An 18,167-nucleotide genomic window follows, 5' to 3' on the forward strand; every position below is an offset into this window, starting at 1 on the left:
GGGGGGGCGTGGGGGGCTCCCGGCCGTGGGCGCGCGCGCCGCCGCCGCTGCGTCGGGCGGCTCGACCCCCCCCCCCTGCCCCGTGGCCCGGGCGAGTCCCGCCGGGACTCCCGTGGCCGCGCCCGTAGGGGCGACCCCACCACTGGAGTGCCGATGACCACCGCGCACCGCACCTGTCCCATCTGCGACGCCGTCTGCGGACTGAAGATCGACCTCGACCCCGCCGGCCGCGTCACGAAGGTGCGCGGTGACGAGCAGGACCCGTTCACCAAGGGCTACATCTGCCCGAAGGGCGCGAGCCTCGGCACCCTCGACGAGGACCCGGACCGCCTGCGCCACCCCATGATCCGCGAAGGCGACGAGTGGCGGGAGGCCTCCTGGGACGAGGCGTTCGCGGCCGTCGAGCGCGGGATCACCGGCGTCATCGAGAAGTACGGCCGCGACGCGGTCGCCGTCTACTTCGGGAACCCGACCTACCACACGATGGCCGGGTTCCTGTACCGCATCCCGCTGATCCAGTCGCTGGCGACGAAGAACGTCTACTCCTCCGGCACGATCGACCACATGCCGAAGCACGTCGCCTGCGCCCACCTCTACGGCGACCCGTTCGCCATCGCCGTGCCGGACATCGACCGGACCGACTACCTGCTCGTGCTCGGCGCGAACCCGATGGAGTCGCACGGTTCCCTGTTCTGCGCCCCGGACATGCCGGCGCGGCTGCGGGCGCTGCGCGCGCGCGGCGGCAAGCTGGTCGTGGTCGACCCCCGCCGCACCCGCACCGCGAAGGCCTGCGACGAGCACTTCTTCGTCCGGCCGGGCACGGACTCGGTGCTGCTGCTGGGCATCGTCCACACGCTGCTGCAGGAGAACCTCGCCACGATCACCCACGACGTCGCCGGGATCGACGAGCTCAAGGCCCTGACCGAGGAGTTCTCGCCCGCGGTGGCCGAGCTGGTGTGCGGCGTGCCGGCCGAGGACATCGCGCGGCTCGCCCGCGAGCTGGCCGCGGCGCCGACGGCCGCGGTGTACTCGCGCATGGGCGGGTCGACCGTCGAGTTCGGGACGATCACGCAGTGGCTCGTCGACGTGATCAACATCCTGACCGGCAACCTCGACAACCCCGGCGGGACGATGTTCACCCGGACCGCCGCGCTCGAGGTGTTCCGCACCGGGCAGCCGTTCGAATGGGACCGCTGGCGCAGCCGCGTCAAGGGTTTCCCCGAGGTGCTCGGCGAGCTGCCGACCGCGACGCTGCCCGACGAGATCGAGACACCCGGCGAAGGCCAGGTCCGGGCGCTGATCAACATCGCGGCCAACCAGGTGGTCGCGGCCCCCAACGGGCCGCGGTTCGGGCGGGCGTTCGACGAGCTGGACTTCATGGTCTGCGTCGACCCGTACCTCACCGAGACCACCCGGCGCGCGCACGTGATCCTGCCGCCGCCGCGCATCCTGCAGATGGCGCACTACGACTTCCTGATGCAGATCGTGATGGTGCGCAACTACACCCGCTACTCCCCCGCGGCCCTGCCGCTCGACGACGACCAGCGGTCGGAGGCGGAGATCCTGGCGCGGCTGACGCTGATCGCGGGCGGCGCCCCGCTGCAGGTGCCGGCGGGCGCCGTCGACGAGGGCTTCATCGGCCAGCTGCTCACCGGGGCGACGCAGATGCCCGGCTCCCCGGTGGAGGGCATGGACGTCGAGGTGCTGCGCGCGACGATCGAGGGCGACGACGGCCCGGAGCAGATCCTGGACACCCTGCTGAAGTTCGGCCCGTACGGGCTTTCCCTGGCCAAGCTCAAGGAAAAGCCGCACGGCATCGACCTCGGCCCGCTCGAGCCGCGGCTGAAGGAGCTGGTGTGCACCCCGTCGGGCAAGGTCGAGCTGACGCCGGAGCCGATCGTCGCCGACTTCGCGCGGCTGCGCGCGCGGCTGGCCGAGCCGGCGCCGGAGATGCTGCTGATCGGTCGCCGCCAGCTGCGGTCCAACAACAGCTGGCTGCACAACGTCCCGTCGCTCGTCGGCGGCAGCAACCGGTGCACGCTGCACGTCAACCCGGCCGACGTCACCCGGTACGGCCTGGGTGAGCGCGCGGTGGTGCGCTCGTCGGCCGGCGAGCTGGTCGTCGAGGTCGAGCCGACCGACTCGATCATGCCGGGCGTGGTGAGCCTCCCCCACGGCTGGGGGCACGCGGGCAGCACGCAGCGCGTCGCCGCGCAGCACCCCGGGGTCAACGCGAACACGCTGACCGACGAGCTGGTCGTGGACGTCCCGTCCGGCAACGCGGTCTTCAACGGCGTGCCGGTCACGGTCGGCCCGTACTCGTCCTAGCGAGACAGAAGATCTCGCCCACGGTGTAAGCGAAGCCGCGGCACGGCCTGCGGGCGGTGGCGGTCTAGCGCAAGTTGTAGAGTCGCGTCACGACAGGGGCCCTCTGCGTTCGACGATGGAGGTTTCTGGCCACTCAACGTCCCAGATCCTCCATCGTCGCCTCGCGGTCACGTCTCCAGCCGGAAGATCTCCGCGTAGAACCGGCTCGACCTAGGCAAGCGCGCCGGCCGGTGCGAGGCGGGTCTCGTCACCCTGCCGTTCGAGGACGACCTGCCGAAGCTCGCCTGACCCGGGCCGGGCCACCGCGAAATCAGGCGGTGGCCCCGGAATCCGGCACTCCGGCGTAGTCGGGCAGCTCGACGCCGTTGAGCGCGCGCTCGACCAGCGCGGTGAGCGCCTCCATGTCCGGCTCCGGGGCCGGCTCGGCGCCAGGCTCCGCCGCGGCGAGGCTGTCCACGTGCAGCCGGCCGATCTCCTGGTTGGCCTCGACGAACGAGCGCATCCGGGCCTCGTAGGCGGCGAACCCGGCCGCCGGGTCCCAGCCGGCGGCGGCCAGCTCCCCGGCCAGCAGGTAGGCGCCGACCAGGGCCAGCCCGGTGCCCTGCCCGGACATCGGCGACGCGCAGAACGCCGCGTCCCCGAGCAGCCCCACCCGGCCGCTCGACCAGCGCTCCAGCACCACCTGGGCGACCTGGTCGAGGTAGAAGTCCGGGGTGTCGTCCAGGTGCGCGAGGATGCGCGGGGTCAGCCAGCCCAGGCCGGCCACCCGCTCGCGCAGCAGGACCTTCTGGGCTTCGACGTCGCGGTGGTCGACGTCGAAGTCCGCCGCGGGGAAGGAGAACATGGCCATCGCCCGGGTGGCGTCCCGGATGGGCCGCAGGCTCGCGGAACGCCCGGACTCCTTGTCCTGGTGGTCGATCAGCCAGCGATCCAGCCCGAACTCGTTGGGCACGCTGTAGAAGGCGAGCACGAGCCCGAGGTGGCGGACGAACCGCTCGCGCGGCCCGAAGACCATCGCCCGCAGCGACGAGTGCAGCCCGTCCGCCCCGACCACCAGGTCGAAGCGCCGCCGGTCACCGCCCGCGAAGACCACGTCGACGCCGTCGGCGTCCTGGGTGAGCTCGGCGATCCGGTCGCCGAAGACGTACTCGACACCGTCGCGGGTGTCGTCGTAGAGCACCTGGGACAGGTCGCCGCGCAGGATCTCGATCTCCGAGATGTAGCCGTCGCCACCGTCGTCCTCCGCGCTGAAGGTCTCCAGCACGGTCCCGTCCGCGTCCACTGTGTACGCGCCGGCGGTCCGGGTGCGGGCCGCGCGCACCGGCGCGTCCAGCCCCATCCGCACGATGACCTCCTTGGTCACCCCGCGCGCGTCCACCGCCTGCCCGCCGGGACGCAGCCCGGGGGCCCGCTCGACCACGGTCACCGCGGCCCCCCGCCGGCGCAGCCAGTGGGCCAGCGCCGGCCCCGCGATGCTCGCCCCCGCCACCAGAACCCTGATACCGCCCACCGTGCCCCCAGTCCACCGTCCGGATCTCGTCCGGATTGTACGGTGGCCCGCGGCCCGGTCCCGGCGTCACCGGCCGCCGAAACGCAGGGGAAGGCTGTTCGGCCCGTGGATCCCGATCGGCGGCCGCCACGTGAACGGGCCCGCGAACTCCGGCGCCCCCAGCCGGCCCGCCAGCGCCGGCAGCGCCTCGCCCAGCTCCAGCTTGGCCAGCGCGATGCCGAGGCAGTGGTGCGGTCCCGCCCCGAACTGGAGCAGGGGTGCGTCGCGGGCGGCCGTGATGTCGAACGCCGCGCCGTCGGTGAAGACGCGCGGGTCGCGCTGGGCGGCGGTCACGACCACGGTGAGGAAGGTGCCCTCGGCGATGTGCCGGCCCTCGAAGTCGAAGTCCCGCGCGGCGAACCGGTAGATCGTCGGGGAGGACGGCAGCCAGCGCATGACCTCGTCGACCGCCTGGTCCGCCAGGCCGGGACGGCGGCCCAGCAGCCGCCACTGGTCCGGGTGCCCGGCGAAGGCGACCATCGCGTTGGCGAGCTGGTGGCGGGTCGTGTCGTGCGCCGCGAACACCGTGGTGACGATGAGGTTGCGCAGCTCCGCCGGGCTGATCAGCGGATCCTCCCGCTGGGCGGCGACGAGCGCGGAGACGAGATCGTCGCCCGGCGCGGTTCTCTTGGCCTCGATCAGCTCGTCGACGTACTTGTTCAGCCCGACGAGCGCGGTCTCGACGCGGGTCACGACGTCGCCGCCGAGCGCGAGGCTGAACACCAGGCCGATGTCCGTCGTCCAGGTGTGGAAGAGCTCGTGGTCCTCGGGCGGCACGCCGAGCATTTCGCTCATCACGGCCAGCGCAACGGGTTGGCGAACTCCTCGACGAAGTCGCCCTCCGCCGCCGACGCCAGGTGTCCGGCCAGCTCCCGCGCCCGGTCCCGGACGAACGGCCGCAGCCCGTCGACCATCCGCGGGGTGAAGGCCTTGCCCACCAGCCCGCGCAGGCGGCGGTGGTGCGCGCCGTCGTGGTTCATGATCATCGGGACGAACCAGTCGTGGATCGGCCCGCCGGAGACGCCGTTCATCGCCATGAAGCGCTTGCCGTTGTGGTCGAGGCGCTGGTCGCGCAGCAACGCGCGCGCCTCGGCGTAGCGCAGCACGAGGAGGCCGACCGGGCTGTCCGCGTACCAGTTCTTCGCCTGCGCCTCGGCCACTTCCGGGGTGCCGAAACCGAACCCGGGCGCGGTGACGTCCAGGAAGGCGACGTCCGTGCGGTCCATCGTGGCTACTGAGCCGGCGGGGCGAAGTAGTCCCGGACCACGCTGATCTGGTTGTCCATCATGGTCATGAGCGCCTCGACGATGCCCGGCTCGGCGTCTTCGGTGACCATGAACTCCCGCGAGTACTCCAGGAAACTGCGGCCGGGGTCGTTGGTCACCGGGAAGACGCGGTAGGTGGCGACGTAGTCGTAAAGACACAGCACGGGCGCGAGCGTCCGGTAGGTGAGCGAGCGGGCCACGTCGTTGCGCCCGGCGACCTCCTGCTGCACCAGACCCTGGTTGGCCAGCATCGTGAACTCGTAGCGCGACGGCACCCGCTCCGGCGAGCCGCCCTCGACCCACTCCACGCCGCCGACGGTGTCCCCGAAGAGGATCTTCACCAGCTTCAGGACGTCGCGGACCTCGGCCCAGACCGCGTCCGGATCGGCGTCGAGCACGGTCGTCTGGTACATCGTGTGCTTCGGCTTGACAATCACGACATCTCCACGGAGTTGAGGGGAACCGTCACCGCACGGTAGCCAGAACCGTTGCCACGACGGAACATTCGAGCGTGCGCACCGGTGATCCGGCGCACGGGAAAGGAAATCAGCCGGCCAGGAGGCGGCGGTTCCACCACGTCGGCGGACGCCGGCCGAGCACCTCGGCGAGCTCCTCGATGGACTGCTGGAGCACCCGCAGGTCGTCGGCGAGCAGCGCCTGCGGGCCGTCGCACAGGGCCTGTTCGGGATGGGGGTGGACGTCGACGAGCACGCCGTCCGCGCCGACCGCGACCGCCGCGCGCGAGAGCGGCAGCACGAGGTCGCGCCGTCCGCCGGAGTGCGACGGGTCGATCATCACCGGCAGGTGCGAAAGCCGCTGGACCACCGGCACCGCGGAGATGTCGAGCGTGTTGCGGGTGGCCGTCTCGAACGTGCGGATCCCCCGTTCGCACAGCACGATGTCGAGGTTGCCGCGCTGGGCGATGTACTCCGCGGCCATCAGCCACTCTTCGATGGTGGAGTTCATCCCGCGCTTGAGCAGCACCGGCTTGCCGGCCTCGCCCGCCGCCTGCAGCAGCGCGAAGTTCTGCATGTTTCGGGTGCCGATCTGGAGCATGTCCGCGTACTGGGCGACCATTTCGACGTCGTGCGCCGCGACCACCTCGGTGACCACCGGCAGGCCGGTTTCGGCCCGCACGTCGGCCAGGATCCGCAGGCCGAGCTCGCCGAGACCCTGGAAGGCGTAGGGCGACGTGCGCGGCTTGAACGCGCCCCCGCGCAGCAGGGTCGCGCCCGCGGCCTGCGCCATCCGCGCGGCCTCCAGGGTCTGCTCCGGCGTCTCCACCGCGCACGGCCCGGCGATCAGGGTGATGGTGTCCGGGCCGATCGGCACACCGCGGACGTGCACCGTGGAGCGCTCCTTGTGGTGCTCCAGGCTCACCAGCTTGTACTTCGCGGAGATGCGGGTGACGCTGTGCACTCCCGGCAGCCCGCTGAGGTTGAGCGCCTCGAACCGGTCGACGTCGCCGACCAGCCCGATGATCACCCGGCTCACCCCGCGGCTGACGAACGCTTCGCCGCCCGCCGCCGTCACCCGGTCGACGACGGCCTCGACGTCTCCTGCCGCGGCATCGGTCGCCATGACGATGACCATGAGTTCGGCACCTTCTCCCCGGCTGCGGCCACCACCGTCGGCGGCCCTCTGCACCGAGCATCCGGCAGCGCGGCGAGCCCCTGCGTCCTCGCGGTTGCGCAGGGCCGGAGGGTCAGCCCTCGTCGGTGAGGAACTTGGCCAGGCCCGTGTAGCCGCCGTCGTGCAGCCGCTGTCCGGACTCCGTCGCGTACGCCTCGTCGGCGCGCAGGCCCACGCCCTCCACCATGCGGTTCATGAAGTTGAACAGCGCACAGACCAGGACGGCGTCGTGCAGGGCGTCCTCGCTCCAGCCGGCGGCGAACACGGCTTCGGCGTCGGCCTCGGTGATCCGCGACGGCGTGCGGGTCAGCTTGCCGACGTAGGCGAGCACCGGCTTGAGCTTGTCGTCCACCGGCGCGGAGTCGAGGTCGCGCACCGCCGCGGCGAGCGTGCCCTCCGGGACGCCGAAGGCCTCCGCGGTGACCGTGTGGATGCCGTGGCAGTAGTCGCAGCTGTTCACGCCCGAGACGTACGCCGCGATCAGCTCGCGTTCGCCCGCGGTGAAGGGCGAGTCGGCCCGCATCACCTGCTCGTGCAGCTCCAGCAGCGGGCGAGCGGGGCCCGGGTGGGCCTTGAACACGTCCAGGAGCCGCGTCTCAGCCGGCAGGAACCTCAGGTACGACATCGGATTCTCCGTCTCCGTCGGCGACCCGGTCGACTTCCCCGCGACGCAGCGAACAGGCCGTCAAGTAGGCGACCGAGGCCGGACCGGCCTCGGGGACAGCGGCGGTGACGCGCTCGGCGGCCTCGGCCCACGCCCGGCGCGGCGAAGCCGACGTCTCGGCCCGGCTTTCGACGAGGTCCCGGACGGCGCGCCAGCGGGCGCGCCCGGCCGCGACCAGGTCGGCGAACCCGAGCCCGGCCACCTCGTGCCGGGCCAGGTCGACCGCCTGGGTCACCAGCGCCGGGTCGTCGGCGATCCGGGCGAAGCCGAGCCCGGCCAGCAGGCGCCGCGCGTCGAGGCCGAGCAGGATGATGCCGACCTCGGTCGAGGGCGGGTCGTCGATCGGGGGCAGCGTGAACCGGGTGTCAGGCACCGGCCACCGCCGGCACCCGCTCGTGGCGCAGGCTGTGCGCGATCGACGCGGCCACCCGCGCGGTCGCCACCCGGTGGCCGTCGATGTTGCGCGCGGCCGGGCCGAGCACCAGCCCGGCCGCCGCGCCGACCACCGAAACCCGGGGCGCGCGGGTGTAGCCGAGCGTCCGCTCGTCGAGGGCAGGCCAGCCGTCGCGCTCGGCGACGACGTCCGGCGGAAGCAGGCCGCCGCCGATCGACGGTGTCGTCCCGAGGGCCAGCACGGCGCGGTCCGCCTCGATCAGGTGCCCGCTCTCCAGCCGGCACACCACCCCGCCGCTGCCGTCGCCGACCTCCTTGACCGACTCGCCGCGGTGCACGACCAGCCGCCCCTCGGCCTCGGCCCGCCGCAGCCGCGGCCGGAACTCGAACATGATGGACGCGCGCCGGTGGCGGCCCATCAGCTCCAGCCGCCCGGCCCGGTCCACCCCGTCGAAGCGCGCGCGGCCTTCGGGGCGGAAGAAGGACGAGTTCACGTCGGCGCACTGGTACCGCTCTTCGGTCTCGCGGACGACCCAGTGGACCTCGTGGCCCGCCTCGAGCGAGGCGGTGAGCAGGTGCGCCGCGGTGAGCCCGGCGCCGACCACGATCCGCCGGTGCCCGCCGGCGGGCACCGGATCGTCCCAATAGGACACTCCGCGCGGCGGGGTGCCGCCGCCCCACCAGGCTTCGGGGGCCGGGCGCCGCTCCTCGCCGAGGCAGAGCACGACGTGCGGGGCGGTGACGGTGAACCGGTTCGCGCGCACGGTCACCGCTTCGGCGGTGGGCAGCACCTCACGCACCGACGCCTGCCACGTCCGCTCCGCGACGTGGTGGCTCGTCACCAGGTGGTCGCAGTAGGCCTCGAAGACGTCGACCGGCACGACCGAGCGGTGGCCGGCCTGGGCCATCCGGATCTCGCGCCGCTCGACACCGGTCAGCCGCGACCAGTGCAGCCGCGCGAAGTCCAGCAGCTCGCAGTCGCGGTAGCCCTCGACGCCGGGGTGGTGCTCGTACGGCGAACGCAGCACCCGCTGGCCCAGCCGGTCTATCCGGTCGAAGAACCGGCCGCACGGACGGCCGTCACGGTCGAGGACCACGACGTCGCGCACGCCGTGGTGCCACAGCGCGGACGCGACCGCGAGCCCGGCCGGGCCCGCACCGACGATGACGACGTCGGCGCTGTTCCCCGGCGCGCCGCCGCGACCCGGGGCCCGGGGCGCACCCAGGCGCGGCCAGTCACGCCCGCGGGGCGAGTCCAGCAGGTGCGGCTCCGGCACGAACTTGATCACGGGTCCCCCAGGGTCGCCGCGCCCGCACCCGGGCTCAATCGAGGACGGTGATCGGCACCGCCAGCTCGACCACCGGGCGCTGCTGCATCCCGTTGGCGACCAGCTGCTCGAGCGTCTCCAGTGACTGTTCGGCGCTGTCGGTGGCGATCGGGCTGTAGCGGGAGTAGAAGTACCCCGGCTTGCGGCCGCTCGTCTCCATCGAATACATCTTCAGCACCGCTTCGCCCGGGCGCACCTCACCGTCGTAGAAGGTGAGCCGCCGCTGGTCGGGCGTCATGAAGGACTTCGCGAACTGCGGGGACATCACCGCGGCGCCGGGGTCGTCGACGAACGTCGAGTCCTCGTCCAGCACCGCCTGCATGGCCACCCAGGTCCGGTCGGTCAGGTTCGTCTCGGCCTTGATGACCTGCCAGCGGCCCGCCTCGGGCAGGGACACGCTGATCGAGACGTCGTGGTCGGTGGTGTCGATCGCGCCGGTGATCATCAGGACCCGGCGGCCGAGGTCGGCCACCCCGGTCATCTGGATGTCACGAGCTCGGACCCGGCCGTGGACGTCCAGCCCGGGCAATTCCGGTGACGACATGGTGCAGCCTCCTTATGACAAGGACCCCAGGAATAAGGGCTGACCAGCGAACACGAAAAGGCTTTCACACGCCGCGAGAGGCTGTCAAGGTGAGGGATACATGATCGACCGGGCGTAATCGCACGGCCCGGGCGGACGCCGCCGTAACCCGTTCGGACTAGGCACCCTCCGGGCTGCTCGGCTCCTCGCGAGCTGGGGCGACGTCACCGTCCGTGTGGTCGGGCGCGCCGACGTAGCGGATCGCGAACGACGAGTCCGCGCGCCGCACCAGCACCTTGAGCACCAGCTGCGGGCGCACCGAGACAATCAAATTGCTCCGGTCACCGGGGTCGCCGAAAATGTCGTAAATCAGGAAGGCGGAACCGTCGCCAATAGCGAACAATGCCTCGTAAACAACATTTCGCTCGGCTTGTGACGCCGATTCAGCCCACTCCTCGAGCAACTCGAGTCCATCGACGAGCTGGAGGCGCATTGCCATCCGCCGGCCTCCCAACCAACGTCGCGAGGTACCCGGGACGGGGACGCGGGCCGGGCCCGCGCCGGGCCCGGTGACACTCCGGCCCAAACAGCCTCCAGTGTCACCCGCGAAGGGGCCTGGGATCATCTCCGATCGTGCCCTCCGGCACGGAGAAGTCCGTGCGGTAGCGGACAAGGTGCGCAGCGCGCAAGTGGTCGCGCCGAAGCCGTGGGGTGTGCACTGGGAGGTCAGGAGTTCTGCATACCCCCTCCCCCGGTGACGACACCGGCGTCCGCATCCGAGGTGCCCCATGACCGAACAGCTCAGCCCTCGCGAGGGCTTCGCCGACACCGAGACCGGCCCGCCGCCGACCGCACCGGCCCGGCGCGGGCCGGAGAGCGCGGCCGAGCGCCAGCGCACCTGCGCCGCGTGCGGGTCGGGGTTCGAACCAGGGCAGCCGACCGGGCTCGAGGTGCTGGTCGACGGCGAAGTCCGTTACGTGGCCGTACATCGCGGCCACAGCACCCACGCCGCCGCGCGGGAGCGGCAGGCCGCGTCCCGGCTGCGCGCGATGCGGCCGGAAGCGCACGACGCGGCGGCGTGAGCGCGCCGGTTCCCGCACAGCGGGAGACGTGTTCCGCAGCCCGCCGGTGCGAACCTGGACGTACCGGTCGACCGCGGGTGGCCCCGCTTTCGGCCCGTTTCCCCGTGCCCGCCCGCGGTTCCCGTCGCTCGCGCCGAAAGGAAGCACCATGACCACGAACGAGGCGTCGGCCGCCGACCAGGCAGCCGTCGCAGTGATGACCCAGAAGATGCTCGCCGCCTGGGCCCACGGTGACGCGTCGGCGATCGCCGATCTGTTCACCGACGACGGCACCCTGATCCTGCCGGGCATCTTCCGGCAGGGCCGCCAGGACATCAAGGCCTACTTCACCGAGGCCTTCGCCACCACCTACGCCGGTACCCAGGTCGTCGGCAAGCCGATCAGCCTGCGCTTCTTCGGTCCCGACACCGCGCTGCTGCTCTCTTCCGGTGGCGTCCTGGCCGAGGGTGAGACCGAGGTTTCCGACGAGCAGGCCATCCGGGCCGGCTGGTTCGCCGTGCGCACCGACGGCCAGTGGCGGCTCGCCGCCTACCAGAACAGCACCGCGAAGACCGGCCTGCCCCACCCCGGCGCATGACCGGCGCCACCCGCCGGGTTCCGCCGGGACCGCCGCGCCGGGCGGCCCCGGGGATCCTCCGCAAGCTCCGCGCGGACCGGCTGGGCCTGATGAGCGAAGCGGTCCGCGAGTACGGCGACGCGGTGCGGGTGGCGATCGGCCCGAAGACGCTCTACATCTTCAACCACCCCGACCACGCCAAGCACGTGCTCGCCGACAACGCGGCGAACTACCACAAGGGCATCGGCTACACCGAGGCCAAGCGGGCGCTGGGCGACGGGCTGCTGACGTCGGAAGGCGCGCTGTGGAAGGAACAGCGGCGCACCATCCAGCCGGTGTTCCAGCACAAGCGGATCGCCGCGCAGGCCGACGTGATCATCGACGAGGCGCTCGGCCTGGTCGAGCGCCTCGCCGTCCACCGCAACAGCGGCCGCCCGGCGGACGTGCTGTCCGAGGTCACCGCGCTCACCCTCGGCGTGCTCGGCAGCACCCTGCTGGACACCGACCTCAGCGCGTTCGACGCGGTCGAGCACTCCTTCGAGGCCGTGCAGGACCAGGCCATGTTCGAGATGGAGACGCTGGGCATGGTGCCGCGGTGGCTGCCGCTGAAGGGGCAGCGCGCCTTCCGGTCGGCCCGTGAGCACCTCCAGCACGTCGTGGGGCTCCTCGTGGCCAAGCGGAAGGCCGAGCCGTCCGCGACCGGTGACGACGTGCTGACCCGGCTCATCGCCTCCACGGCCAAGGAGACCGACAAGCGGGTCGCCGACCGCCGCATGCGCGACGAGCTGGTGACGCTGCTGCTGGCCGGGCACGAGACGACGGCCAGCACGGTCGGCTGGACGCTGGACCACGTGAGCAGGCACCCGGAGGTCCGGGACCGGCTGCACGAGGAGGCGGTGGCGGTCTACGGCGACCGCCGTCCGGCCTACGAGGACCTGACCAAGCTGCGGTACACGCACATGGTGCTGCAGGAGGCCATGCGGCTGAACCCGCCGGTGTGGATCCTGCCGCGCCGCGCGCTCGCCGACGACGAGGTCGGCGGCTACCACGTGCCGGCCGGCGCGGAAGTCCTCATCTGCCCGTACACCCTGCACCGGCACCCGCGGTACTGGCCGGAGCCGGAGCGGTTCGACCCGGAGCGCTTCGACCCGGACGTGCCCGCCGACCGGCCGCGGTACGCGCACATCCCGTTCGGCGCCGGTCCGCGGTTCTGCGTCGGGAACCACCTGGGCATGATGGAGGCCACCTTCATCATCTCCACCCTGATGCGCGACCTGCGGTTCGACCCGGTGCCCGGTTTCTCGGTCAAGCCGGAACCGATGATGTCGCTGCGCCTCGGCGGCGGGCTCTCCCTGACCGTCCGCTCGTTCCCGGACGCCGGCCGTGCCGCGGCCTGACCTCCTCGGACATCGCGAAAGTGAGTGAACATGACTGAGCAGGCGGAGAACGGCTACGGCCGACCCGAAGACCACCCGAAAGCGGCGGAGTTCGCGAAGCTGCGAGCCGCCATCGCCGACGAGGGCGTCCGGGAGCACTTCCCGTTCCGCTTCCTGGCGGCCAACGAGACGTTCGCCCGCCTCGTCGACGCGACCGCCCACCGGATCCTCTCCGCGATCGGCGCCCTGCCGACCGCCGCCGGCACCTCGGTCCCGCAGGCCAAGCAGGAGCTGTCGATCCCGTGGCGCCGGACGATCCCCCTGCACTTCCTGTACGAAAAGCTGTCGGACTCGGGGATCTTCGCCCGCGAAGGCGGCCGTTACGTGCCCGGCACGGTGCCCGTCCCGTCGTTCGACGACGTCGCCGCCGAACTCGCCGCGCGGGAGCCGGGTGCCGCCGTCGCCGTCGAAATCCTGCGGACGCTCGTCGACGAGGCGAAGACGTTCTTCGCCGGCGAAGCCACCGGCGACGAGATCCTCTTCGCGCCCGCGCAGCTCCCGCTGTGGCTGAAGTACTTCTCCAACGACAACCTGCTGTACTCCATCAACAACAAGGTCGGCGCGGAAGCGCTTTCCCGGCTCGCGGCCGAGGCGGACGGCGGCCCGTTCGAGATCCTCGAGATCGGCGGCGGCTGCGGCAGCGGCGCCGAGCAGGTGCTCCGCACGCTCGGCTCGGACGTCACTCGCTACCGCTTCACCGAGGTCGCGGAAACCTTCGCCCGCCACGGTGAGCGGGCGGCCAACGCGGCCGCGTCGCCGTCGACGACGGTCGAGTCGGCCCGCATCGACATGACGCTGCCGTGGGAGTCGCAGGGGGTCGAACCCGGCACGTTCGACGCGGTGTACGCGGTGAACTGCTTCCACGTGGCGCCCGACCTCGACTTCGTCGTCGCCGAGGCGGCGAAGGCGCTGAAACCGGGCGGGGCGGTCGTCGTGTCCGAGTGCGTGCGCCCGACGAAGCTCGCGCGGCCGATCCACGCCGAGATCATCTTCGACTTCCTGGACAGCTTCACCGACGTCATCACCGACCCGGTGAAGCGGCCGACACACGGCTTCCTCACCCCGGCGGCCTGGCGCGCCACGTTCGAGGCGGCCGGGCTGGGCGACGTGACGGTCCTGCCCGACGTCGACGCGATCGCCGAGGAGTACCCGGACTTCGTGGTGGGAGCCGTCATCGCCCGCGCGAACACCGCCCGATAAGGAGTCCGTGATGGTCGCAGGATTGGTCCGGTTCGCGGTGCGCAGGTCGCTTCGCGACACCCGGTACGTCCAGGTCGTGCCGCGGAGCCGGGCCCGCGGCCTGGTCGCCGCGGTGTACCGGCAGGTGGAACGGGACTTCAGCATGCTCGCACCGCCGGTGGCGCTGCACTCGGCGGCCCCGGAGGCGATGGCGGCGGCGTGGGCGATCCTGCGGGAGACCCTGCTGGCGCCGGGCCGGGCCGACCGGGCGGGCAAGGAGGCGGTGGCCACCGGTGTGTCCGAGGCCAACAGCTGCCCGTACTGCGTCGACGTCCACGGCATGACGCTCGCCGCGATCCCGGCCGGCGAGTCCGACCGGGAGGCCCTCGAGAAGTGGGCCCGGGTGTCGGCGACCGGGCCGGCGGGCGTCCCGCCGTTCCCGCCGGAGCAGGCGCCGGAGCTGATCGGCGTGGCGGTGGCGTTCCAGTACTACAACCGCGTGGTCAACGTGTTCCTGCGCGACTCGCCGTTCCCGTCGCACGTCCCGGAGTCGGCGAAACCGCAGGCGCGGAAGGTCTTGGGCAGCGTGCTGCGGCCGTCGGCCAGGACCCCCCGGCCGGGGGCGTCGCTGGACCTGCTGCCGGCCGCGCCGCTGCCGGCGGACCTGGACTGGGCGCGTCCGAACGCCCTCGTGGCCGACGCCTTCGCCCGCGCCTACGCGGCGGCGGAGGCGGCGGGCGCCCGTTCGGTACCGCCCGCGGTGCGCACACTGCTACGCGAGCGGCTGTCCACTTGGGACGGTCAGCCGCCGGGGCTCAGCCGCTCTTGGCTCGAGGAGGCCGTCACCGGTCTCGACGAGGCCGACCGCCCCGCGGGCCGGCTGGCGCTGGCCATCGCGCTGGCGTCCTACCAGGTCGACGACGCTCTGGTGGAAGCCTTCCGCACCACCGCCCCCGGCGACGACACCCTGATCGAGCTGGCGGCCTGGGCGAGCATGGCCGCGGCCCGCCGGATCAGCACCTGGGTAGCCACCCCGGCCTGACCCCGCCGGTTGCCCGAAGCCGGCCCAGCGCTTACCGCGCCGGGCCGGCTTCCCCGTACCCAGCCGGACGACACGCGTACCCAAGCGGACGACTCGCGTACCTGAATGGACGACACGCGTACCCGAAGGGTCGGCTCACGCACCCGACGAGCCGACCCTCTGGGTACGCGTGTCGTCTGTCTGGGCACGTGTGTCGTCCGCCCAGGTACGCGTGTCGTCCGCCCAGGTACGCGTGTCGTCCGCCCAGGTACGCGTGTCGTCCGCCCAGGTACGCGTGTCGTCCGCCCAGGTACGCGTGTCGTCTGTCTGGGTACGCGAGTCGTCCCCCAGGTACGTGTGTCGTCCGGCTGGGTACGCGAGTCGTCCATTTGGGTACGTGTGTCGTCCGCCCAGGTACGTGAGCCGGCTGTCTGGGGACGTGAGATGGCCGGGCTGGCACGGGAGTGGCGGCGAAAGGCCGCGGCTCAGTGCGGGAGGGCGGAGCGGCGCCAGGCGCCGGGGCCGGGGTGCCAGGTATCTCCGGCCCACGGCGAACGCGGGGGCGGCGGCGGTGGGCCGGCCGCCCCGGCGCACCGGACGAGGACGGCCACCAGGGCCGCCAGGCTCGCGTCGTCCGGTGCGCCGCGTACGACCAGCACCAGTTCGTCCACTGTGGACATCACAACTCCGTCAGATCGGCAGGTTGCCGTGCTTGCGGGAGGGTCCGGGCTTGCGCTTGTCCTGGAGCATCGCCAGCCCGCGGGCGATCGCGGCGCGGGTGTCGGCCGGGTCGATGATGTCGTCGACCAGGCCGCGCTCGGCCGAGTACTGCGGGTTGAGGTACTCCTCGGTGTACTCCGCGACGAGCCGGGCGCGCAGCGCCGCCGGGTCCGCCGCGGCCGCGAGGTCCCGGCGGTACAGCACGTTGACCGCGCCCTCGGCGCCCATCACCGCGATCTCGTTCGTCGGCCACGCCAGGGAAAGATCGCACCCGATGGACCGCGAGTCCATCACGATGTACGCGCCCCCGTAGGCCTTGCGCAGGATCACCTGGATCCGCGGCACGGTCGCCTCGCAGTAGGCGTGCAGCAGCTGCGCGCCCTGGCGGATGATGCCGCTCCGCTCCTGCTCCACGCCGGGCAGGAAACCCGGGACGTCGACCAGGCTGACCAGGGGGATGCCGAAGGCGTCGCAGAACCGCACGAACCGCGCGGCCTTCTGCGCGGCCGGCCCGTCGAGCACGCCGGCGAGCACCACCGGCTGGTTGCCGACGAGCCCGACCACGCGGCCGTCGACGCGCGCGAGCGCGCACAGGACGTTGCGCGCCCAGCCGGCGTGCACCTCGAAGAACTCGCCGTCGTCGGCGACCTCGGCGAACACCTCGCGCATGTCGTAGGGCTGGTTCGGCGCCGGCGGGACGATCTCCGCCAGCCGGGGCCGGTAGTCGTCCACCGCGCCGGTCCGGGCCGTCGCGGGCGCCGGCTCGAGGTAGTTCGACGGCAGCAGGGAGATCAGGTAGCGGACGTCGGCGAGGCAGTCCTCCTCGTCGTCGTGCACCACCGTGGCGACGCCCGAATGCGTGCCGTGCACGTCGGCCCCGCCGAGCTCCTCGTGGCTGACGCGCCGTCCGGTGACGGCCTCGACGACGTCGGGACCGGTCAGGTACATCCGCGCGGTGTCGCGCACCATGAACGTGAAGTCGGCCAGCGCCGGCGAATAGGCGGCACCGCCGGCGCACGGCCCGAGGATCACGCTGATCTGCGGGATGACGCCGGAGGCGTCGACCTGACGGCGGAAGATCCCGCCGTAACCGTTCAGCGCGAGCACACCCTCCTGGATGCGCGCGCCGCCGCTGTCGTTCAGGCCGATCACCGGGGCGCCGTTCGCGATCGCGAGGTCGAGGATCTTGTGGATCTTCGCCGCGTGCGCCTCCCCCAGCGAGCCGCCGAAGAGCGTGAAGTCCTGCGCGTAGACGAAAACCCGGCGGCCGTCGACCGTGCCGGAGCCGGTGACGACGCCGTCGGTGTAGGGCCGGTTCCCGGCCAGCCCCGGTCCCGAGGAGCGGTGCCGCCGGTACGGCTCGAGCTCGACGAAGGAGTCTTCGTCGAGCAGGAGCGCGAGTCGTTCACGGGCGGTGAGCTTGCCCAGCGAGTGCTGGCGCCGCACCGCGTCGAGCTTGCCCTCGGCGATGTGCTCCTGCAGCTCGCGACGCCGTTGCCGCAGCGACTGCATGCCGGGCACCCGGTCGGCCGCCGGGGCGGGGGCCGGGGTGAGGGCGATCACCTGGGCGTCGCCGCCCTCCCCGGTCCGGGGAAGACGGCGACGCCCGGTGCGGCTCTCGGACGGCACGGGCACGACGTCCGCCTCGTCGGCGCGGCGTGCGCCGCCGTCGAGGGAACCGCTCACGCGGCATCCCTCATCCGCTCCTGCAGGTCGTGCTCGATCTCGGCGACGATGTCCGACCAGACCACGCCCCGGCCGAGCCGGGGCAGCGGGCGCACGGTCGCCTCGACCGGCGCGGGCGGCACCGGGGTCTCCATGGGTGAACGGGCGTCCGGACGACCTGCGTCGCTGGCGGTCATGGCTCAGCCTCCTCTTGTCGATGCGGCCCCGGTTCCGCCGGGACCTGGTCCGTTCACGCCGCGCGGGCCTCGCCGTCCACGTGGTGGTAGCCGCCGCCGTAGAACACGAGGGCGTGCTCGGCCGTGCCGCGTCCGGTGGTGACCACGCGGCCCAGGAAGATCGAGTGGTCACCGCCTTCGATCACCTGGGTGAGCTCGCATTCGACCCACGCCAGCACGCCGGTGAGCAGCGGCGCGCCGGTCTTCGCGCCCGGGGTGTAGCCCACGGACTCGAACTGGGCCATGCCGTCCGGCCGCCGCCAGTCGGCGAAGTACTCGGACAGCCGCTGCTGGTCCGCCGCCAGGAAGTTCACCGCGAACGAGCCGGCGGTGACGATCGACGCGTGCATCCGGGCCGCCTTGGACACGCAGCACAGCACGAGCGGCGGGTCCAGCGACACCGACGAGAACGCGTTCGCGGTCATCCCGTGCGCGTCGTCACCGCCGGCGGTGAGGACCGTGACGCCCGTCGCGAACTGCCCCATCACCTGGCGCAGGGCCGGCTGCGGCGAAAGCGCGCGGTGTGTCTTCGACTTCGAAAGCCGTTGCAGCGGACGCCGTTCGACGGGGTTCGCTCCTGGAGAGCCCAC

The 18,167-nt window shown here is 72.4% G+C and carries 20 protein-coding genes; 6 read left to right on the forward strand and 14 right to left on the reverse strand.

Annotation, left to right across the window (positions count from 1 at the left end):
• Window positions 1–153: 153 nt before the first annotated feature.
• Complete coding sequence (locus ACGFMK_RS33850; RefSeq protein ID WP_392771985.1) at window positions 154–2,328, forward strand: molybdopterin oxidoreductase family protein; 2,175 nt, start codon at window positions 154–156, stop codon at window positions 2,326–2,328.
• A gap of 310 nt (window positions 2,329–2,638) precedes the next feature.
• Here ACGFMK_RS33850 and ACGFMK_RS33855 read toward each other — a convergent pair whose 3' ends face one another.
• The 10 genes from ACGFMK_RS33855 to ACGFMK_RS33900 form a co-directional block, all read right to left on the reverse strand.
• Window positions 2,639–3,820, reverse strand: a complete 1,182-nt coding sequence (locus ACGFMK_RS33855) for an FAD-dependent monooxygenase (RefSeq protein WP_392772110.1) — start codon at window positions 3,818–3,820, stop codon at window positions 2,639–2,641.
• A gap of 84 nt (window positions 3,821–3,904) precedes the next feature.
• On the reverse strand, window positions 3,905–4,672 hold the full coding sequence (locus ACGFMK_RS33860; protein ID WP_392771988.1) for a cytochrome P450: 768 nt from the start codon (window positions 4,670–4,672) through the stop codon (window positions 3,905–3,907).
• Window positions 4,672–5,103, reverse strand: coding sequence for a hypothetical protein (locus ACGFMK_RS33865; RefSeq protein ID WP_392771991.1), 432 nt, complete (start codon window positions 5,101–5,103; stop codon window positions 4,672–4,674). Before ACGFMK_RS33865 ends, ACGFMK_RS33860 begins: the two co-directional genes overlap by 1 nt.
• Window positions 5,104–5,108: 5 nt before the next feature.
• Entirely contained in the window at window positions 5,109–5,579 is a 471-nt protein-coding gene (locus tag ACGFMK_RS33870) for an SRPBCC family protein (RefSeq protein ID WP_392771994.1), read from the reverse strand.
• Window positions 5,580–5,688: 109 nt separating this feature from the next.
• Window positions 5,689–6,735, reverse strand: a complete 1,047-nt coding sequence (gene aroF / locus ACGFMK_RS33875) for a 3-deoxy-7-phosphoheptulonate synthase (protein ID WP_392771997.1) — start codon at window positions 6,733–6,735, stop codon at window positions 5,689–5,691.
• Window positions 6,736–6,847: 112 nt separating this feature from the next.
• Window positions 6,848–7,399 (reverse strand): carboxymuconolactone decarboxylase family protein, encoded by a 552-nt coding sequence (locus ACGFMK_RS33880; protein WP_392772000.1) that lies wholly within the window; start codon window positions 7,397–7,399, stop codon window positions 6,848–6,850.
• Window positions 7,371–7,811, reverse strand: coding sequence for a DUF6187 family protein (locus ACGFMK_RS33885; RefSeq protein WP_392772002.1), 441 nt, complete (start codon window positions 7,809–7,811; stop codon window positions 7,371–7,373). Before ACGFMK_RS33885 ends, ACGFMK_RS33880 begins: the two co-directional genes overlap by 29 nt.
• On the reverse strand, window positions 7,804–9,120 hold the full coding sequence (locus ACGFMK_RS33890; protein WP_392772005.1) for an NAD(P)-binding protein: 1,317 nt from the start codon (window positions 9,118–9,120) through the stop codon (window positions 7,804–7,806). The genes ACGFMK_RS33885 and ACGFMK_RS33890 overlap by 8 nt, the downstream gene beginning before the upstream one ends.
• 34 nt (window positions 9,121–9,154) lie before the next feature.
• On the reverse strand, window positions 9,155–9,640 hold the full coding sequence (locus ACGFMK_RS33895; RefSeq protein WP_323336650.1) for a DUF6423 family protein: 486 nt from the start codon (window positions 9,638–9,640) through the stop codon (window positions 9,155–9,157).
• Window positions 9,641–9,860: 220 nt separating this feature from the next.
• The gene (locus ACGFMK_RS33900; protein ID WP_392772008.1) at window positions 9,861–10,181 is read right to left on the reverse strand and encodes a DUF6235 family protein; all 321 of its coding nucleotides are present in this window, start codon (window positions 10,179–10,181) and stop codon (window positions 9,861–9,863) included.
• Between the two features lie 289 nt (window positions 10,182–10,470).
• Here ACGFMK_RS33900 and ACGFMK_RS33905 point away from each other — a divergent pair, with 289 nt between their 5' ends.
• From ACGFMK_RS33905 to ACGFMK_RS33925, 5 genes are all read left to right on the forward strand, one after another.
• Entirely contained in the window at window positions 10,471–10,764 is a 294-nt protein-coding gene (locus tag ACGFMK_RS33905) for a hypothetical protein (RefSeq protein ID WP_392772011.1), read from the forward strand.
• A gap of 148 nt (window positions 10,765–10,912) precedes the next feature.
• Window positions 10,913–11,341, forward strand: a complete 429-nt coding sequence (locus tag ACGFMK_RS33910; protein WP_392772013.1) for an SgcJ/EcaC family oxidoreductase — start codon at window positions 10,913–10,915, stop codon at window positions 11,339–11,341.
• Window positions 11,338–12,717 (forward strand): cytochrome P450, encoded by a 1,380-nt coding sequence (locus ACGFMK_RS33915; protein WP_392772016.1) that lies wholly within the window; start codon window positions 11,338–11,340, stop codon window positions 12,715–12,717. The genes ACGFMK_RS33910 and ACGFMK_RS33915 overlap by 4 nt, the downstream gene beginning before the upstream one ends.
• A 30-nt stretch (window positions 12,718–12,747) precedes the next feature.
• Complete coding sequence (locus ACGFMK_RS33920) at window positions 12,748–13,956, forward strand: class I SAM-dependent methyltransferase (RefSeq protein WP_392772019.1); 1,209 nt, start codon at window positions 12,748–12,750, stop codon at window positions 13,954–13,956.
• A gap of 10 nt (window positions 13,957–13,966) precedes the next feature.
• Window positions 13,967–14,977, forward strand: a complete 1,011-nt coding sequence (locus ACGFMK_RS33925; RefSeq protein ID WP_392772021.1) for a carboxymuconolactone decarboxylase family protein — start codon at window positions 13,967–13,969, stop codon at window positions 14,975–14,977.
• A gap of 464 nt (window positions 14,978–15,441) precedes the next feature.
• On the opposite strand, the gene ACGFMK_RS33930 is transcribed toward ACGFMK_RS33925, so the two are convergent.
• From ACGFMK_RS33930 to ACGFMK_RS33945, 4 genes are read right to left on the reverse strand one after another with little or no spacing between them, the layout of a single operon-like run.
• A complete protein-coding gene (locus ACGFMK_RS33930; RefSeq protein ID WP_392772023.1) occupies window positions 15,442–15,636 on the reverse strand; it encodes an acyl-CoA carboxylase epsilon subunit in 195 nt (64 codons plus the stop codon).
• Between the two features lie 10 nt (window positions 15,637–15,646).
• Window positions 15,647–17,362, reverse strand: coding sequence for an acyl-CoA carboxylase subunit beta (locus ACGFMK_RS33935; protein WP_392772026.1), 1,716 nt, complete (start codon window positions 17,360–17,362; stop codon window positions 15,647–15,649).
• Entirely contained in the window at window positions 17,359–17,538 is a 180-nt protein-coding gene (locus tag ACGFMK_RS33940) for a DUF6222 family protein (RefSeq protein ID WP_392772029.1), read from the reverse strand. The genes ACGFMK_RS33935 and ACGFMK_RS33940 overlap by 4 nt, the downstream gene beginning before the upstream one ends.
• Window positions 17,539–17,591: 53 nt before the next feature.
• Window positions 17,592–18,167: a flavin reductase family protein gene (locus tag ACGFMK_RS33945; RefSeq protein ID WP_392772032.1), complete on the reverse strand. Its 576-nt coding sequence runs from the start codon at window positions 18,165–18,167 to the stop codon at window positions 17,592–17,594.

The sequence above is a fragment of the Amycolatopsis sp. NPDC049252 genome, from assembly GCF_043197175.1.
Taxonomy (GTDB): Bacteria; Actinomycetota; Actinomycetes; order Mycobacteriales; family Pseudonocardiaceae; genus Amycolatopsis.

Coding starts and splice junctions, on each gene's coding strand:
- ACGFMK_RS33850 (WP_392771985.1), top strand. CDS start 154: ATGACCACCGCGCACCGCACCTGTCCCATCTGCGACGCCGTCTGCGGA.
- ACGFMK_RS33860 (WP_392771988.1), bottom strand. CDS start 4,672: ATGAGCGAAATGCTCGGCGTGCCGCCCGAGGACCACGAGCTCTTCCAC.
- ACGFMK_RS33865 (WP_392771991.1), bottom strand. CDS start 5,103: ATGGACCGCACGGACGTCGCCTTCCTGGACGTCACCGCGCCCGGGTTC.
- aroF (WP_392771997.1), bottom strand. CDS start 6,735: ATGGTCATCGTCATGGCGACCGATGCCGCGGCAGGAGACGTCGAGGCC.
- ACGFMK_RS33880 (WP_392772000.1), bottom strand. CDS start 7,399: ATGTCGTACCTGAGGTTCCTGCCGGCTGAGACGCGGCTCCTGGACGTG.
- ACGFMK_RS33895 (WP_323336650.1), bottom strand. CDS start 9,640: ATGACCGGGGTGGCCGACCTCGGCCGCCGGGTCCTGATGATCACCGGC.
- ACGFMK_RS33900 (WP_392772008.1), bottom strand. CDS start 10,181: ATGGCAATGCGCCTCCAGCTCGTCGATGGACTCGAGTTGCTCGAGGAG.
- ACGFMK_RS33905 (WP_392772011.1), top strand. CDS start 10,471: ATGACCGAACAGCTCAGCCCTCGCGAGGGCTTCGCCGACACCGAGACC.
- ACGFMK_RS33910 (WP_392772013.1), top strand. CDS start 10,913: ATGACCACGAACGAGGCGTCGGCCGCCGACCAGGCAGCCGTCGCAGTG.
- ACGFMK_RS33915 (WP_392772016.1), top strand. CDS start 11,338: ATGACCGGCGCCACCCGCCGGGTTCCGCCGGGACCGCCGCGCCGGGCG.
- ACGFMK_RS33920 (WP_392772019.1), top strand. CDS start 12,748: ATGACTGAGCAGGCGGAGAACGGCTACGGCCGACCCGAAGACCACCCG.
- ACGFMK_RS33925 (WP_392772021.1), top strand. CDS start 13,967: ATGGTCGCAGGATTGGTCCGGTTCGCGGTGCGCAGGTCGCTTCGCGAC.
- ACGFMK_RS33930 (WP_392772023.1), bottom strand. CDS start 15,636: ATGTCCACAGTGGACGAACTGGTGCTGGTCGTACGCGGCGCACCGGAC.
- ACGFMK_RS33940 (WP_392772029.1), bottom strand. CDS start 17,538: ATGACCGCCAGCGACGCAGGTCGTCCGGACGCCCGTTCACCCATGGAG.